The following is a 16,009-nucleotide window of genomic DNA, read 5'->3' on the forward strand; positions in this document are numbered from 1 at the left end:
AGGTGGATGCATGAATTCTGCGCTGAAAGGACTGCCGCTGGTGGCGCTTGTGGCTGTAACACTGGCTGGCTGTGCCAAGGACGGTTATTACCATGACCGTAATGAGGACTATGCCGATGCTAAGGTGGCGGCTCCTCTGAGGCTCCCGGAGACCCGTGATACCAGCCGTTATCGGGACATCATGCCAGTGCCCGAGGCGGCAGGGCAGTTCTATGCTCGTGAAAGTGAGTTCGAAGCGCCTCTGCCGCAGACCATGGCTTCCAGTAGCGCGGTGAATGCCGGCCAGGTTGCCTTGCGTGAATCTGCCGCTGGTAGCTGGCTGGTGGTGGGAGCTCCTCCCGCTGCAGTCTGGCCTGAGCTGGAGCGTTTCGCCCAGATGCGTGGCCTTCAGGTCACCAACAAGGATGCTTCGCGAGGTGTGATTGAAACGGCCGATGCCGATATCGAATTGCGCCAGGGGTTGCGCCAGGGTTCCAGCGAGATCCGCTGTGAGACGGCAGGACAGACCAATACCTTGTGCCTGACCGAATTGAGGAGTCACCTCGAAGCACGTAGCGCCTCTGCCAGCATTGCCTCCATGTCTGCCCAGCAAGCGCCAGGCGCCCAGGCGATGGAGCTACAGAAGCGGGGCAACGACTGGGTCATGGTCATGCCGTTTGCGATCGATCGTGCCTGGGCCGAGCTGAATTTTCAGTTGAGCAACAATTTCGACATGCAAGGGCGCCGCGAGTTGGTATCTGCGGATGAGACCAGCAAGAGCTTTGTCATTGATTATGTGACCGAAAGCGAGCGCACCCGTGGCTTCGTCGATTCCCTGACTTCCCTGAGCCTGTGGGAGTCGACACATCGACTCAATCTGATCCTGACCCCACAGGGCAATACCACTGTGATGCAGGTCAGCAGTGCGGAAGATGAGACGCTGTCGGCCGATGATCAGCGTGAACTGCTGGACTTCGTGTCAGGTCTGTTGCGCTGATGCCTCAGGGGTTGGACAAGGCTGGGGGAGGTCTGCGTTTTGCCTCCCTCGGTAGTGGCAGCAAGGGTAATGCCACCCTGGTAAGTGATGGCGAATCACATGTGCTGGTGGATTGTGGCTTCGCCTTGAAGGAGGCCGAGCGTCGGCTGGCTCGCCTGGGAGTGGACCCCAGCCAGCTGGATGCTGTCCTGGTCACTCATGAGCATGGCGACCATGTCCGCGGTGTAGGGCCATTGGCCAGACGCTACCAATTGCCCGTTCATATCACCCCGGGTACCTGGCTGTCCGGCAAGCTTGGCCGTCTGCCACAATGCCACTGGATTACTCCGCAGGCAGCCTTCCAGGTGAAAGGGTTCAGTATCGAGCCAGTCACGGTACCCCATGATGCCCGTGAGCCTGTTCAATTCACCCTCAGTGCTGCCGGCAGGCGACTGGGCCTGCTCACGGACCTTGGGCATCCCAGCGATCATGTGTGCCAGGCTTTCACCGGGTGTGATGCCTTGGTCCTGGAATGCAATCACGATGTACAGATGCTGGCAGAAGGACCTTACCCGCCAAGTCTCAAGCGCCGTGTAGGAGGAGACTGGGGGCATCTGGCCAATGCGCAGGCCGCTACTCTACTCAAGCGCATCGGACTCGACCGCCTGCAGCATATCGTCTGTTCGCATCTTTCCGAGCATAATAATCGCCCCGAGCTGGCATTGGAGGCATTGACGCCCCTGCTCGATGGCGATGAGAACCGCCTGACCGTGGCCGACCAGGATGAAGGCCTGGATTGGCAGGCGATCCACTGACTTTATAACCCCTGGGAACACTGAATTCAGACGGCGTTCCATCACCTGTTTCGCCTGTGGAGGCCCATAATGCAAAAGCTTGAAGAACTCTATGCCGGTAAGGCCAAATCGGTTTATGCCACTGACGACCCTGACCGTCTGATCCTGCACTTCCGTGACGACACCAGCGCTTTTGATGGCCTGCGCATGGAATCCCTGGAGCGCAAGGGGATGGTCAACAATCGTTTCAATGCCTTCATCATGGGCAAGCTGGAAGAAGCTGGTATTCCCACCCATGTAGAGCAGCTGTTGTCCGATACCGAGTGCGTGGTCAAGAAGCTGGACATGATCCCGGTCGAGTGCGTGGTACGCAACATTGCTGCCGGTGGCCTGGTGAAGCGTCTTGGTGTGGAGGAAGGTCAGGAGCTCAATCCGCCGACTTTCGAGTTGTTCCTCAAGAATGACGAGCTTCACGATCCGATGATCAATGAATCGTTGGCCATCACCTTCGGCTGGGCGACAGCCGAGCAGTTGGCAGAGATGAAGGTGCTGACCTTCAAGGTCAATGAGGTGCTCAAGAAGCTGTTCGCCGATGGTGGCTTGCTGCTGGTGGACTACAAGCTTGAGTTTGGCTTGTTCAAAGGCAGCATCGTGCTCGGCGATGAATTCTCCCCGGATGGTTGCCGTTTGTGGGATGCTGATACTCGTGAAAAGCTGGACAAGGATCGCTTCCGCCAAGGGCTTGGTGGTGTGATCGAAGCTTATGAAGAAGTTGGCCGTCGTATCGGCGTCGATTTCGGAGCCTGAAGTCCTGGCGCCAAAGTTGCCTGAGTAGACGAGTGGCTGCATCTCAAGGCATGGACCATCGCCCCGAATCGCATTGCGATTCGGGGCGATGACGTCTTGGAGGGGGAGGCGTTCCACATGCCGACAGCATTATTCCTGCGTCGTATTATTCCTGCGTTGTATTATTCCTGCATAGTACGGCGCGATGAGGGTGCATGTGGCTCAATGGCTTCCACGAGAAAGACGTTGCCAGCAGGTGAGGGAGAGGCACGGAATCGCACGTTGACGTCGCGCAGATAGACCCCGTAATCACGCTCATCTTCATCTTCGGTACCGCGATATGCCGGGCGAGGGTCTTGCCCCAGGACTTGAATGATCAGACGGCGCAGAGAGTCACTATCGGCACGTGCGGACAGCACACCCTCTGCTGCGCTGGAGAACACCACAGGGCACTGGGTCGGGGCATCCGGGGCAAAACCAGTACGTGCCAGGGGGATCGATTCCGCCCATGGCAGGTAGGGCTTGATATCGACCACTGGAGTGCCATCGACCAGGTCAGCTCCGCGCAGGGTCAGCGTGACCCCCTTGCGGGTATCCACGTCAAGCAGCTCTACCAGTGACAGGCCGAGGCGGTTGGGGCGATGCGTACTGCGGCTGGCAAAAACCCCCATTCGTGTATTGCCGCCGAGGCGTGGCGGTCGCACCAGGGGTTTCCAATGACATGGGCTCAGATGGAAGATGAAGGTCAGCCACAGATGACTGAAGCCTTCCAGGCCACGTACGGCTTGTGGATCGTTGAAGGGTGGAGCAAGGACCAGGCGGGCGACCGCGTCATCGGCTAGGCCGGGTTGGCGTGGTATGCCAAACTTGTCCGGAAAATCGCTATGAATCCTGCCGATAGCTGTCAGGTTGAAAGTGTCGGTGGGGTCTGAATGATCCATTTGCGGTCTCATGTACTCGACGGGCGTCGCCATCATGTCACACATCAAGCCATGCTCAAATCGCACCACGGCTCAGCCTTCTTCCACGCCTTCGCCTGTTTACCGGGATACAGGCCCCATGGCACGTGTCCACTACCGTGAGGCAACGGCAGATGATGCGGCGGATCAGGCTGAGGTGTTCCACCATGCTGTCATGCAGGGTGCTAGCCGCCACTACACGATAGCTCAACGCCAGGCCTGGGCGTCGGCATTGTCGCGCGATGCCAGTGTCTGGATGGATCGCCAGTCACGATGCCGGACTCTGATAGCGGAATGTGACAGGCGCTGTGTCGGCTTTGTCGAGCTGGATGTGGCAAAGGCCAATGTCGAGATGTTGTATGTCTGGCCATCGCTGGCAGGGATGGGGATAGGCCGCTCCCTGTTGGCATTGGCCGAGTGCAACTTGCGTGAAGCCGGAGCAGTGCGCATGACGATTGATGCCAGTCTCGGGCTGGCTGAACACCTGACACACCATGGCTGGGACAGCCATGGTGTGGAATGGGTTGAACGTGCTGGAGAACGCTTGCTACGCCACAACATGAGCAAGAACCTCTCATGAAGTGACGCGCTGCTGAACTGCACCGAAGGAGAGGCCGCGTGTGACGGCGGCTGCCCGCTTACCTGCTCAGGACTCTTCCACCATGCGCATGGAAAGGTCGATGGCCTTTACGTCCTTGGTCAGGGCGCCACTGGAAATGCAGTTCACACCGGTTTCGGCAATGGTCCTGAGGGTGGTTTCGTCGACATTGCCGGAGGCCTCCAGAGTAGCGCGACCAGCTGTGTGCCTGACGGCTTCCCGCATGTCATCCAGGGAGAAGTTGTCGAGCATGATGACATCCGCGCCTGCTTCGAGCGCTTGGTCCAGCTCGTCGAAATTCTCTACTTCGATCTCCACGGTGAGATCCCTGGCAATGTTACGTGCTTCCTGGATCGCTGCAGCAATTCCACCGCAGGCAGCGATATGGTTTTCCTTGATCAGGAAGGCATCGAACAGGCCGATGCGGTGATTGGTGCCGCCTCCGCAGGCAACGGCATATTTCTGGGCCACACGCATGCCGGGTAGGGTCTTGCGAGTGTCCAGCAACTTGACGCCGGTGCCCTGCAACAGGTCGACGTAATGACGCGTGCGCGTTGCGGTGGCAGATAGTGTCTGCAGCAGGTTCAAGGCGGCTCGCTCGCCACTCAACAGGCTGCGTGAAGGGCCTTCCAGTTCAAGGAACGGCTGATTGGCTTGAATGCGATCGCCATCCGCTGCGTGCCATGTCAGAACTACCCGTGGATCGAGGCGTCGAAACAGTTCATCGACCCAGGCAACACCACACAGAATGGCAGATTCGCGACTGATGACCCGGGCTCGGCCGAGGTTCTGCTCGGGAATCAACTGAGCGGTGATGTCCATGGGGCCGACATCCTCTGAGAGCATGCGGGCGGCACTATTGCGAATATCTTCGGCAAGGGCATCCTGGAAATGCATGGGGCTATGTCCTGCAAGGCGTGAAGGCGACATTATAGGGGGTTAACAAATGCCTGTGCGAGCCTCTATGTTGCACACTGCTGGGGTGCCGGTTCTATCTGCACAGTGGTTGCCGGAATTATCTCATGCTGAAGTCTGTGATGCGCATGCTGTAACCAGTAAGGAAACGAAGGAGATGGCCTCTGCGCGCCGGGGCAAGTCACTGACATCATGCACCTGCTGGTGCATTTGCCTTTCTCCAAGGAGTCATTCAATGAAATCCGTTAACGGTTGGCTGGAAGGTGTGCGCTGTGTGCCTTCGCCCAATGTAAACCAGCGTCCCGAGGGGGAAGTGTCAGCGGTAGTGCTGCACTCGATCAGCCTACCGCCAGGCCAGTTTGGTGGTGATGATATCGAGCGCTTGTTTACCAACCGTCTTGATGGCGAGGCCCACCCTTACTTCGCCACCATTGCTGGGCTCCAGGTATCTGCTCATCTTCTGATCCGGCGTGATGGAGAGTGTGTTCAATTTGCCCCTTTTGAAGCTCGGGCCTGGCATGCAGGGCGTTCGCGGTGGTTTGATGGTCATCGATGGCGCCGGGAGCTTAATGACTTTTCCATTGGCATTGAGCTCGAGGGAGATGAAGCCTCGGCCTACAGCGATGCTCAGTACCAGTGTCTGGCCAAGGTGCTCCACGCCTTGTTCCTGAGCTATCCGGAGATTACTCCCCAACGTGTCACCAGTCATGCTCGTGTTGCTTCACTACGCAAGACGGACCCCGGGCCAGCATTTGACTGGGCATACCTGCGTCAATGTCTGGCATGTCCTGAGTTAGAGCAATGAAAAGCGAATTTGCATATTGCTCGAGGATATTAGCAGTCAAACGTTAGTTTGTTTACAAGTTCTTGTCTGGCGTCGATTTGCTGGATGATAGAAGCGGCTAAGTTGTTGTGTTGCAGTGCAATATGACAGTATTGAAAAATATTTCCATGTCTGCTTCAATTGGCAGCCCCAGGCGTTTACGGTATCTTTCTGCCATCGAGTCATCGGAAAGACACGAAAATCTCGTAAAATTACTACATGCCTGACGTTGCGCAGCGGTATGAGAGTCTGATCCTTTCTCCGCTCGCTCATTGGCCTCGATCGCGGGGCAAATGACCCCCACATCGTCATTCGGAGAGACGTTCTATGAGTCTTGGTTCAAGAGAAGACTTCGATCCGGTCGAAACCCAGGAATGGCTGGACGCCCTGGAATCGGTACTGGATCGCGAGGGCGAGGACCGCGCCCGTTACCTGATGACGCGGCTGGCCGACCGCTATCGCCGTGATGGCATGCAGGTTCCCTTCTCGGCTACGACACCGCATCGCAATACTATCCCGGTGCACCGTGAAGCCCCGATGCCGGGCGATCTCTTCATGGAGCGTCGCATCCGCTCACTGATCCGCTACAACGCGATCGCCCAGGTGATTCGCAACAACCGTGCGAACCCAGGACTTGGTGGGCACATCGCGAGCTTCATGTCCTCCGCGACATTGTACGATGTGGGCTTCAACCACTTCTTCCGAGCCCCGAATGGCGATTTCGAAGGTGATCTGGTGTATATCCAGGGCCATGTGGCTCCCGGCATCTACGCTCGTGCCTTCCTTGAAGGTCGCCTTACCGAAGAGCAGATGGACAAGTACCGTCAGGAAGTCGATGGCGATGGCCTGTCCTCCTATCCGCATCCGTGGCTGATGCCGGACTTCTGGCAGTTCCCGACCGTATCCATGGGTCTGGGCCCGATTCAGGCCATCTATCAGGCTCACGTGATGAAGTATCTGCATTCTCGCGAACTGCATGATATGCAGGATCGCAAGATCTGGTGCTTCATGGGCGATGGTGAGTGTGACGAGCCGGAATCCTTGGGCGCCATCCACCTGGCCAGCCGCGAGAAGCTCGACAACCTGATCTTCGTCATCAACTGCAACCTGCAGCGTCTGGATGGTCCGGTACGTGGCAACTCGCGCATCATGGACGAACTCGAAGGCGTGTTCCGTGGTGCAGGCTGGAACGTGCTCAAGGTCACCTGGGGGCGTCTATGGGATCCGCTGTTCGAGAAGGACAAGAAAGGTATCCTGCAGAAGCGCATGGACGAGGCAGTCGACGGCGACTACCAGAACTACAAGGCCAATGGCGGCGCGTACACTCGCGAGCATTTCTTCGGCAAGTACCCGGAGACCGCTGAACTGGTCAAGGACATGTCCGATGAGGACATCTGGAAGCTCAACCGTGGTGGCCACGATCCGTTCAAGGTCTATGCGGCCTATCATGAGGCGACGACCAATGCCAATGGTCGTCCGACCGTCATCCTGGCGCATACCGTCAAGGGTTACGGCATGGGTGGTGGCGATGGCGAGGCTGCCAACGAAGCGCACCAGGTCAAGACCATGGAATATGAAGCGCTCAGGCGCTTCCGTGATCGCTTCGGCATCCCGCTTTCCGATGAGCAGCTCAAGGATGTGCCGTACTTCAAGCCGGAAGATGACTCTCCGGAAATGCGCTACATGCACCTCCAGCGTGAGCGACTGGGTGGCTATCTGCCGCAGCGTCGCAGCGACTTCGAGGCTCTGGAAATTCCGCCGCTCGACGACAAGACCTTCGCTTCCCAGACGGGTGGCTCGAAGGGGCGTGAGATTTCCACCACCATGGCCTTTGTGCGTATCCTCAACGGCCTGGTGAAGGACAAGAAGATCGGCAAGCAGGTGGTTCCGATCATCCCTGACGAGGCGCGTACCTTCGGTATGGAAGGCATGTTCCGCCAGTTGGGTATCTACACCTCCGAAGGCCAGAAGTACGAGCCTGTCGACAAAGGCCAAATCATGTTCTACCGCGAGGACCAGAAAGGTCAGATCCTCGAGGAAGGCATCACCGAAGCGGGCGCCATGTCCGCCTGGATGGCAGCGGCGACATCGTACTCGAACAACAACTGCACACTGTTGCCGTTCTACATCTACTACTCGATGTTCGGCTTCCAGCGTATTGGCGATCTGGCCTGGGCGGCAGGTGACCTGCAGGCGCGAGGTTTCCTGGTCGGCGGTACTGCTGGTCGTACCACGCTGAATGGCGAGGGCCTGCAACACCAGGATGGCCACAGTCTGCTGCAGGCGGCAATGATTCCGAACTGCCGTACCTACGACCCGACCTATGCCCATGAGGTCGCTGTCATCGTGCAGGATGGTCTGAAGCGCATGTTCTCTGACAAGGAAAACTGCTTCTACTATCTGACGGTGATGAACGAGAACTACGAGCATCCTGAGCTGGAGAACATTCCGGCCGAGGACATCATCAAGGGTATGTACCTGCTCCGCGAAACTGAAGGCAAGAATGGCCACGTCCAACTGCTGGGCTCTGGCACCATTCTGCGTGAGGTCGAGGCTGCCGCTGCCATGCTGGCCGAGGAGTGGGGTGTCGGCTCCGATATCTGGAGCGTCACCAGCTTCAACGAACTGCGCCGTGAGGCCCTGGGGCTGGATCGCCAGGCCTTCATCAACCCTGAAGCTGAGCCTGGCAAGCCGCACGTGACCAAGTGTCTGGAAGGACGCAAGGGACCGGCCATCGCTTCTACGGATTACATGAAGCTGTATGCTGACCAGGTGCGTGCATGGGTGCCGACTGACTACCACGTGCTGGGTACCGATGGCTATGGTCGCTCCGATACTCGCGAGAAGCTGCGTGCGTTCTTCGAAGTGGATCGCTATTACGTCACCGTGGCAGCGCTCAAGGCGTTGGCCGATCGTGGCGAGATAGATCGCAAGGTCGTGGCCGAAGCCCTCAAGAAGTACGCTATCGATCCGAACAAGCCGAACCCGCTTGAGGTGTGAGGCGCCGAGATCCTGTGGCATGGCGAGCCCCAGAGGGCTCGCCCCCGTCAAGAGTTTGAAGGAGCGCGACCTTGAGTAGCGAAATCATCAAAGTTCCCGACATCGGTGGTGATACCGATGTGGAAGTCATCGAAGTCGCGGTGTCGGTAGGCGATGTCATCGCCCCGGAAGACACCCTGATCACCCTGGAGTCCGACAAGGCCAGCATGGACGTCCCTGCGCCCAAGGCCGGCAAGGTCGTCAAGGTGCTGATCTCGGAAGGCGACAAGGTTTCCGAAGGTGATGACATCGTCGAGCTGGAAGTCGAAGGCGCGGCGGCTGAATCACAACCCCAGGCCGAGCCGGAACCTGCCGCGGCTCCTGCTGCAGAGCCAGCACCGGCGCCTGCTGAAGCAGCACCGGCTGCCAGTCAGGCTGTCGAGATTCGTGTGCCTGATCTGGGGGGCTCCAGCGATGTGGAAATCATCGAGGTGCCGGTCAGTGTGGGCGATGAGGTAGGGGCAGAAGATACCCTGATCACTCTGGAGTCCGACAAGGCCTCCATGGATGTGCCCAGCCCCCATGCCGGCAAGCTGCTCAGCCTGGCCATCAAGGAGGGCGATACAGTTTCCGAGGGAGACCTGATCGGTACCATGGAAGTCAGTGGTGGCGCGGCGTCTGCGCCAGCACCTGCGGCTGCTCCTGAAGCGGCTGCCCCTGCAGCTCCGGCAGAGGCGTCGGCGGTGGAGGAAGAGATCGAGGAAGTTGCTGGTGGTCGCCAGGAAATCCGGGTGCCGGATCTGTCCGGCTCCAGTGATGTACCGATCATCGAGATGGCTGTCGCCGTCGGCGACGAAGTCGATGTCGAAGACGCCTTGATCACTCTGGAATCCGACAAAGCTTCCATGGATGTACCGAGCCCCTTCAAGGGCAAGGTGGTCGAGCTGGCCGTCAAGGAAGGTGACACGGTTTCCGAAGGCGATCTGATCGGTTATATCGAAGTCGCCGGGAGTGTCGTGAAGAAGTCCGCGGCACCTCAACAGGCCACAGCACCTCAACAGGCCGCAGCGCCCCAAGCGGCTGCACCGGCTCCTGCTGCAGCGCCGGCACCCGCCGAAGCGACTGGTAAGCCGAGCAAGAATGTCCATGCAGGCCCCGCCGTTCGCATGCTGGCTCGTGAGCTGGGCGTTGATCTCAGTTTGGTCACTCCGACAGGTCCCAAGGGCCGGGTGATCAAGGATGATGTGCAGAACTACGTCAAGCAGGTGATGTCTGGTGCGGCCAAGCCTGCTGCAGCTGCGGCAAGTGGTGGCAGCGGCATCCCGCCGATTCCTGACCAGGACTTCAGCCAGTTCGGTGAAGTGGAAGAGAAGCCCATGGGCCGCCTGCTCAAGATGGGCGCGATGAACCTGCATCGCAGTTGGGTCAACATCCCTCATGTGACGCAGTTCGATGAAGCCGACATCACTGAGCTGGAAGCCTTCCGCAAGTCGATGAAGGCCGAAGCAGAAGCTCAGGGCGCCAAGCTGACGCCGCTGCCGTTCCTGATCAAGGCCTGTGCCTATGCACTGCAGAAGTATCCGCAGTTCAACGTCAGCCTCAAGGCCGACGGCGAGACCATGGTACACAAGAAATACATCCACATCGGTATCGCAGTGGATACCCCGGATGGCTTGATGGTGCCGGTGATCCGTAATGCGGATCAAAAGTCGCTGATCGACCTGGCCAAGGAGTCTGTGGAGCTGGCCAAGAAGGCACAGACCAAGAAGCTCAAGCGCGAAGAGATGACGGGTGGTTGTTTCACCATCTCCAGCTTGGGTTCCATTGGCGGTACGGCGTTCACGCCGATCGTCAATCCGCCGGAGGTGGGTATCCTCGGTGTATCCAAGGCTTCCATGAAGCCGGTATGGGATGGTGCCGCCTTCCAGCCGCGCCTGATGATGCCGCTGTGCCTGTCCTACGATCACCGTGCGGTCAATGGCGCTGACGCAGCGCGTTTTACCACTCTGCTGGGACAACTGCTGGGCGATGTCCGTCGTCTGTTGCTGTGATACCTCGAGTGGCTAGCCGATTGCTGTTCGGGCAATAGCTGTAGAAGCGGCGCCGCAAGGCGCCGTTTCTATTTGTTGCCTTATGTTGTTGCCTTATGGCCTGGGCCTGCTGGCAGCTCTGTCTGATGTCTTGTTTGATACCAGGTATGGCATTGGATATGCAGTCGGGACCAAAGTGCAATATTTTTTATAACTGTATGATATTAATGTGATTGAGAAATATTTGGTGGTGGTCACAACGCTTCGTTGGTTGTGTCGGCCCCCTGGCCCGGGTATCGTTCGCCAAATCTCATTTCTTCATTGACTCATTTCTGTCATTCATATTTCTGACATTCATAGGAGTAACACTAATGCGTTTGATCCTGTTGGGCGCCCCTGGTGCCGGCAAGGGTACCCAAGCCAAGTTCATCTGCGAACGTTACGGTATTCCCCAGATTTCTACGGGGGATATGCTGCGCGCCGCAGTCAAGGAAGGTTCTGAGCTGGGTCTGCAGGTCAAGGAAATCATGACCACTGGTGGGCTGGTGTCCGATGACATCATCATTGCCCTGGTCAAGGAGCGCATTGCTCAGCCGGATTGTGCCAAGGGCTTCCTGTTCGATGGTTTTCCGCGCACGATTCCCCAGGCCGACGCCATGAAGGATGGCGGAGTGAAGATAGACCATGTGCTGGAGATTGCCGTGGATGACGAGGAAATCGTCAGCCGTATGGCTGGGCGTCGTTGCCACCCGGCTTCAGGTCGCGTCTATCATGTCGAGCACAATCCGCCGAAGGAAGATGGCAAGGATGATGTCACTGGTGAGGCCCTGATCCAGCGCGAAGACGATCAGGAAAGTACTGTGCGTCATCGTCTGTCGGTATATCACGAGCAGACCGAACCGCTCGTCGGCTACTACAAGGACTGGGCGGCAAAGGATCAGGCCAATGCACCGAGCTACCATCGTGTGGAAGGTGTCGGTAGCGTTGAAGCTATCACGCAGCAGGTGCTGAACGCTCTGGAAGGCTAAGGCACAGACGAGTGCTCTTGCCTCAATTGTCTTCATCTGGCCCGCCCTGGCGGGCCAGAGTCATTTATAATGCGCCCACATTTGATTCTCTGGGGTTTCCGACATGTCCCTGATTCTGGCTATGGATGCTTCCTCCAGCGCCTGTTCCGCCGCATTGTTGCGTCGCCAGGATGGTGATGACGACATCATCTCGCGTTTCGAGCTGACACCACGAGAGCATACTCGCAGGCTGATGCCGATGATTGATGAAGTCCTGGCTGAGGCAGGGTTCAAGGCATCCGAGCTTGATGCTGTGTCCTATGGACGTGGGCCGGGCTCGTTCACCGGTTTGCGTATTGCGGCAGGCGTTGCCCAGGGACTGGCTTATGGTCTGGGATGCCCATTGATTGGTGTCTCTACCTTGCAGGCGCTTGCCCTGGGGGGGTTCCTGCGCCATCAGTATCGCTACCTGTTCACTGCGCTGGATGCACGCATGAATGAGGTTTATGCAGCGGCTTGGCATATTCGTGAAAACCGCCCCGTGGCGCTGATGGAAGAGGCTGTGTTGCCGCCAGAGCGGCTGCAATTTCCCAAGGGGCATGATGACCACGACTGGGTCGGGCTGGGCTCTGGGTGGTCACTGTGGGATGCTGTCCCAGCACAGGTGCAGGCCGGATTGGGGTTATGTCTAACGGATGTCGATCCTGCTGCTGCCGATATGGCAGTGCTGGCCGCGGATGCTTTCGATGCGGGTGACATTCAGCGTCCCCACGATGTCCAGCCGGTCTATCTGCGTGATCAGGTAGCCTGGAAAAAAGCACGATGAGCGTTGCTCTGGGTGAGGGGCTAGGAGAACTGGCCCAGCGTTTTTCCATTGACCCTGATCCTCAAGCCGGTCTGAGCCTGGTGCGTGATGCTGAAGGGCGCTTGGTGCTTGGAGGCGATAGCAAGGCCTATGGCAACCCGTTATGGGTCGACTTCGTTGCTGGACGTTCCGCCCACCGGCGTCGTTTCGGTGGCGGACGGGGACAATTGGTGGCGCGGGCCTGCGGCCTGGCCAAAGGGGTGACCCCTTCGGTTGTCGATGCCACTGCAGGGCTGGGACGTGATGCTTTCGTGCTGGCTACGCTAGGAGCGGAAGTGCTGATGATCGAACGCGTAGCCGCCATCGCTGCCCTGCTCGAAGACGGTTTGATGCGTGCCGCCGCTGACCCAGAGGTAGCCGAGATCGTTGCGCGCATGCAACTGAGGCACGGTGACAGCACACAACACCTGTCAGCCTTGGTTGAAGCCAGTGGCTTCGCGCCTCAGGTCATCCATCTGGATCCCATGTTCCCTCATCGCGACAAGTCAGCACTGGTGAAGAAGGAAATGCGCCTGTTTCGTGAGCTGGCCGGGGCGGATGATGATGCGCCCCGATTACTCGAAGCTGCATTGGATGTCGCGACGCATCGGGTCGTGGTCAAGCGTCCGCGCAAGGCGCCTCCCATCGATGGGCCTGAACCCCGTCACCAACTGGAAGAAAAGACCAGTCGATATGACATCTACGTGCATCAGTCATTGACGGGGGCTTGATCCGCCGAATTGCAGTATCTCCTCAGTGGTGAATCAGCGCCAGGCGCTGACGCAGGGCAGGGTCCAGCAGGTGAGCAACACGCTGTGTTGTTTCACGCAGGTGTTCGTCGAACATCAATCGCTCTTCTGTCATCCATACCCAGCCTTCCTTGATCAGGCTGTCCACCAACCCTTCGAACAGGCGTGCGTCAAAGAACTCCGGCGCTTCGCGTCCGGTCAGTACCGCCAGGCGTTCGGCGAGCCCCCGGGCACGTTCACATAACTCATCGCGTTTCAGGGTGCCGGGTGCTGCTTCCAGTAGTACCTCCAGCAGCAGGGTATTGCGTTCAAGGGATGGTTGGATCACGCCGCCAAGCAGGTGCAGGGACTCCTGTTCCTGCAAGCTATCCATCGGCATGTATCCCGCTACGCTCTCATCGACGAGTTCAAGCTCGACCAGCGTATTGAGAATGCTGGCAATCTGAGCGCGCAGATCATCGCCTGTCGACACCGACAATTCCCGGGCCAGGATCGGCCACAGCGGTGCCAGCAGGGTTTCCAGGTCATCAAGCCGGTACCAGCCACCATCGTGGGAAGTGTCGTTGGACAAGGCAAAGGCCACCAGGGCAGGCAAGGCAAACACGTGCAGCACATTGTTCCGGTACCATCCCAGCAGAGCCGCTTGTTGGGCATTGGCTGTGACAATATCACCCAGTGACTGACGTCGCTGTTCGATCATATCCAGCTGCATGACATGCTCGATCCACTCTGCTGCTGAGCCTTCAGGCAAGGTTGAGCCGGGGGTCAGAAGGGCCATGGCCTTCAGAATGTCGAGCTGGTTGCGTAGCGTCGAGACTTCCAAGGCACGATGCGGTGTGGCCAGTAGTGCCAGGCCGACCAGATTGACAGGGTTGAGTGCCGCTACGGCATTGATCCGCTTGATGATGGTGTCGCCAAGCGCCGGTATGGCTTGCTTGAACCAGTCGGCCCTGTCAGTGGAAGAAGCAGAGGGGGCGTCGCGCCAGCCAGAATGGCTGTCGTCGAGGAATGTGGCAATGTCCAGTGGCTCACCGATATTGACAGAGACACGTCCATAAGGCTCTCGCAGGCGCCCAAGCGTTCTGATCAGGGCCAGTGGCGTTTCCTTGCGCTTGCGGCCTCCACTCAGCTCACGCTGGTAGCTGGCATTCTCCAGAATACGCTCATAACCGATGTAGATGGGTACGAAGACCATCGGTTGGGCGTGCTCCTGCTGGCTACGCAGAAAGGAGCGCAGCGTCATGGCCAGCATGCCGGGGCGAGGAGGGAGCATGCGGCCACTGCGCGAGCGCCCGCCCTCGATGAAGTATTCCATAGGATAGCCACGCGCAAGGAGGCGGTGCAGGTACTCGGTGAACACTGCGCCGTACAGGCGGTTGTCACGAAAGCTGCGACGCAGGAAGAAGGCGCCGCCACGGCGCAGCAGCGGGCCCACCAATGGCATGTCGAGATTGCGTCCTGCCGCGATATGCGGTGGCATCAGGCCATCTCGGTAGAGCACGTAGGAAAGCAGCAGGTAATCGATATGACTACGGTGACAGGGCACATAGATCAAGGTGTGGTCTCCGGCCAGTGCCTTGACCTTGTCCAACCCGGTGACCTCGACGCCGTCGTACAGCCGATTCCACAGTCTACGCAATATGCCGGCAAGAAAGCGCAGTACGGGATAGGTCATGCTGGATGCGATTTCATTGCCATAGCGTGCGGCACGTCGCTTGAGCCGGGAGAGGTCGGTGCGACGCGAACCATTGCCTGCTGCATGAGTCTCGGTAATTGCCTGATGCACGGCAGGGCTGGATATCACACCTTGAATCAGGGTGCGGCGGTGAGACAGGTCGGGTCCCAGCACGCGGGTCTTGACGCGGCGAAAGTGGACCCTTAGCAAACGTGCCACCTTGCGATGGGTTCGAGCAGGGTCCAGCGTGCCAGTGTCATTCTTGCTCAGTTCCGTGAGCCTCAATGGCGCTCCCCACTGAATTTCCACATCACGACCATTGACCAGTACGGAAAGCGCACGGCGAAGGCGTCCGGTGAGTTGCCAGCTATCAGCCGCAAGTAGCTGCCAGAAACCGAAATTCTTGCCCGGAGCCCGGCCCCAGAACACACTGACAGGTATCAACTGGACATCGATGCCTCTTTCGATCAGTTCCGCGAAAGGGGTGTCTTCAACCTTGCTGCCGGGCCACCAGCGTGAACGCGGTGCAGGCAATGCCATGCAGCACGGTACACTGAGACCATCCAGGTCTAACCTACCCTTGGCTGATGGCAGATGATGCTGGTGGGTAAATGCCTCCAGCAGCAGCGCATCGCTCAGTGCAGGGCGTGGCAGCACATAGATCGTCGGCAGTGTGGTATCGAGGCCGAGGGCTTCCGGAGCGGGTTCGGAGAGACGCACGTCAGTCCATGCTGCTAACAGGTGGCGCAGTGGAGATCGGAGCGGATGGAAAAGTGAAGTGCGGATCAGGTCAAGCATAAGAGTCCATCCGTGGAAGCAGTCTGAACAAGCATCAAGTGTCGCCAGTATAGCGGTCGTAAGTGGCCTCGGCAGTATTAGGAACAAATGAGCGGCT

At 58.4% G+C, this 16,009-nt stretch carries 13 protein-coding genes; 10 read left to right on the forward strand and 3 right to left on the reverse strand.

What is annotated here, in order from left to right; genetic code table 11:
* Positions 1 to 10 precede the first annotated feature (10 nt).
* The 3 genes from Q1K07_RS08150 to purC all read left to right on the forward strand — a co-directional run bounded on the left by Q1K07_RS08150 (position 11) and on the right by purC (position 2,556).
* Positions 11 to 976, forward strand: a complete 966-nt coding sequence (locus Q1K07_RS08150) for a lipoprotein-34 (protein ID WP_300309657.1) — start codon at positions 11 to 13, stop codon at positions 974 to 976.
* The gene (locus Q1K07_RS08155) at positions 976 to 1,770 is read left to right on the forward strand and encodes an MBL fold metallo-hydrolase (protein ID WP_300309659.1); all 795 of its coding nucleotides are present in this window, start codon (positions 976 to 978) and stop codon (positions 1,768 to 1,770) included. The genes Q1K07_RS08150 and Q1K07_RS08155 overlap by 1 nt, the downstream gene beginning before the upstream one ends.
* A gap of 69 nt (positions 1,771 to 1,839) precedes the next feature.
* Positions 1,840 to 2,556 (forward strand): phosphoribosylaminoimidazolesuccinocarboxamide synthase, encoded by a 717-nt coding sequence (gene purC / locus Q1K07_RS08160; RefSeq protein WP_300309661.1) that lies wholly within the window; start codon positions 1,840 to 1,842, stop codon positions 2,554 to 2,556.
* A 161-nt stretch (positions 2,557 to 2,717) separates the two neighbouring features.
* On the opposite strand, the gene tsaA is transcribed toward purC, so the two are convergent.
* Positions 2,718 to 3,476: a tRNA (N6-threonylcarbamoyladenosine(37)-N6)-methyltransferase TrmO gene (gene tsaA, locus Q1K07_RS08165; RefSeq protein ID WP_300309663.1), complete on the reverse strand. Its 759-nt coding sequence runs from the start codon at positions 3,474 to 3,476 to the stop codon at positions 2,718 to 2,720.
* A 118-nt stretch (positions 3,477 to 3,594) separates the two neighbouring features.
* Between tsaA and Q1K07_RS08170 the strand changes: the two genes are divergently transcribed.
* Positions 3,595 to 4,074, forward strand: coding sequence for a GNAT family N-acetyltransferase (locus tag Q1K07_RS08170; RefSeq protein WP_300309665.1), 480 nt, complete (start codon positions 3,595 to 3,597; stop codon positions 4,072 to 4,074).
* Between the two features lie 66 nt (positions 4,075 to 4,140).
* Here the strand turns inward: Q1K07_RS08170 and nadC are convergent, their stop codons facing one another.
* A complete protein-coding gene (gene nadC / locus Q1K07_RS08175; RefSeq protein WP_300309667.1) occupies positions 4,141 to 4,989 on the reverse strand; it encodes a carboxylating nicotinate-nucleotide diphosphorylase in 849 nt (282 codons plus the stop codon).
* A 253-nt stretch (positions 4,990 to 5,242) separates the two neighbouring features.
* On the opposite strand from nadC, the gene ampD reads away from it, so the two are divergent.
* The 6 genes from ampD (at position 5,243) to Q1K07_RS08205 (ending at position 13,421) form a co-directional block, all read left to right on the forward strand.
* Complete coding sequence (gene ampD / locus Q1K07_RS08180) at positions 5,243 to 5,812, forward strand: 1,6-anhydro-N-acetylmuramyl-L-alanine amidase AmpD (protein ID WP_300309669.1); 570 nt, start codon at positions 5,243 to 5,245, stop codon at positions 5,810 to 5,812.
* Between the two features lie 345 nt (positions 5,813 to 6,157).
* On the forward strand, positions 6,158 to 8,830 hold the full coding sequence (aceE, locus tag Q1K07_RS08185) for a pyruvate dehydrogenase (acetyl-transferring), homodimeric type (protein ID WP_300309671.1): 2,673 nt from the start codon (positions 6,158 to 6,160) through the stop codon (positions 8,828 to 8,830).
* A 71-nt stretch (positions 8,831 to 8,901) separates the two neighbouring features.
* Positions 8,902 to 10,860, forward strand: coding sequence for a pyruvate dehydrogenase complex dihydrolipoyllysine-residue acetyltransferase (gene aceF, locus Q1K07_RS08190; RefSeq protein WP_300309673.1), 1,959 nt, complete (start codon positions 8,902 to 8,904; stop codon positions 10,858 to 10,860).
* A gap of 350 nt (positions 10,861 to 11,210) precedes the next feature.
* A complete protein-coding gene (gene adk / locus Q1K07_RS08195; protein ID WP_149286020.1) occupies positions 11,211 to 11,867 on the forward strand; it encodes an adenylate kinase in 657 nt (218 codons plus the stop codon).
* Between the two features lie 103 nt (positions 11,868 to 11,970).
* Positions 11,971 to 12,672 (forward strand): tRNA (adenosine(37)-N6)-threonylcarbamoyltransferase complex dimerization subunit type 1 TsaB, encoded by a 702-nt coding sequence (tsaB, locus tag Q1K07_RS08200; protein ID WP_300309678.1) that lies wholly within the window; start codon positions 11,971 to 11,973, stop codon positions 12,670 to 12,672.
* Positions 12,669 to 13,421: a class I SAM-dependent methyltransferase gene (locus Q1K07_RS08205; RefSeq protein ID WP_300309680.1), complete on the forward strand. Its 753-nt coding sequence runs from the start codon at positions 12,669 to 12,671 to the stop codon at positions 13,419 to 13,421. Before tsaB ends, Q1K07_RS08205 begins: the two co-directional genes overlap by 4 nt.
* 22 nt (positions 13,422 to 13,443) lie before the next feature.
* Here Q1K07_RS08205 and plsB read toward each other — a convergent pair whose 3' ends face one another.
* Entirely contained in the window at positions 13,444 to 15,912 is a 2,469-nt protein-coding gene (gene plsB, locus Q1K07_RS08210; protein WP_300309682.1) for a glycerol-3-phosphate 1-O-acyltransferase PlsB, read from the reverse strand.
* Between the last annotated feature and the right edge of the window lie 97 nt (positions 15,913 to 16,009).

Origin of the sequence: Halomonas sp. (assembly GCF_029263665.1) — a bacterium.
Taxonomy (GTDB): domain Bacteria; phylum Pseudomonadota; class Gammaproteobacteria; order Pseudomonadales; family Halomonadaceae; genus Halomonas.

Excerpts from the sequence above, each read along its gene's own strand:
- Q1K07_RS08150 (WP_300309657.1), top strand. The coding sequence starts at position 11 with ATGAATTCTGCGCTGAAAGGACTGCCGCTGGTGGCGCTTGTGGCTGTA.
- Q1K07_RS08155 (WP_300309659.1), top strand. The coding sequence starts at position 976 with ATGCCTCAGGGGTTGGACAAGGCTGGGGGAGGTCTGCGTTTTGCCTCC.
- purC (WP_300309661.1), top strand. The coding sequence starts at position 1,840 with ATGCAAAAGCTTGAAGAACTCTATGCCGGTAAGGCCAAATCGGTTTAT.
- tsaA (WP_300309663.1), bottom strand. The coding sequence starts at position 3,476 with ATGGATCATTCAGACCCCACCGACACTTTCAACCTGACAGCTATCGGC.
- Q1K07_RS08170 (WP_300309665.1), top strand. The coding sequence starts at position 3,595 with ATGGCACGTGTCCACTACCGTGAGGCAACGGCAGATGATGCGGCGGAT.
- nadC (WP_300309667.1), bottom strand. The coding sequence starts at position 4,989 with ATGCATTTCCAGGATGCCCTTGCCGAAGATATTCGCAATAGTGCCGCC.
- ampD (WP_300309669.1), top strand. The coding sequence starts at position 5,243 with ATGAAATCCGTTAACGGTTGGCTGGAAGGTGTGCGCTGTGTGCCTTCG.
- aceE (WP_300309671.1), top strand. The coding sequence starts at position 6,158 with ATGAGTCTTGGTTCAAGAGAAGACTTCGATCCGGTCGAAACCCAGGAA.
- adk (WP_149286020.1), top strand. The coding sequence starts at position 11,211 with ATGCGTTTGATCCTGTTGGGCGCCCCTGGTGCCGGCAAGGGTACCCAA.
- tsaB (WP_300309678.1), top strand. The coding sequence starts at position 11,971 with ATGTCCCTGATTCTGGCTATGGATGCTTCCTCCAGCGCCTGTTCCGCC.
- Q1K07_RS08205 (WP_300309680.1), top strand. The coding sequence starts at position 12,669 with ATGAGCGTTGCTCTGGGTGAGGGGCTAGGAGAACTGGCCCAGCGTTTT.
- plsB (WP_300309682.1), bottom strand. The coding sequence starts at position 15,912 with ATGCTTGACCTGATCCGCACTTCACTTTTCCATCCGCTCCGATCTCCA.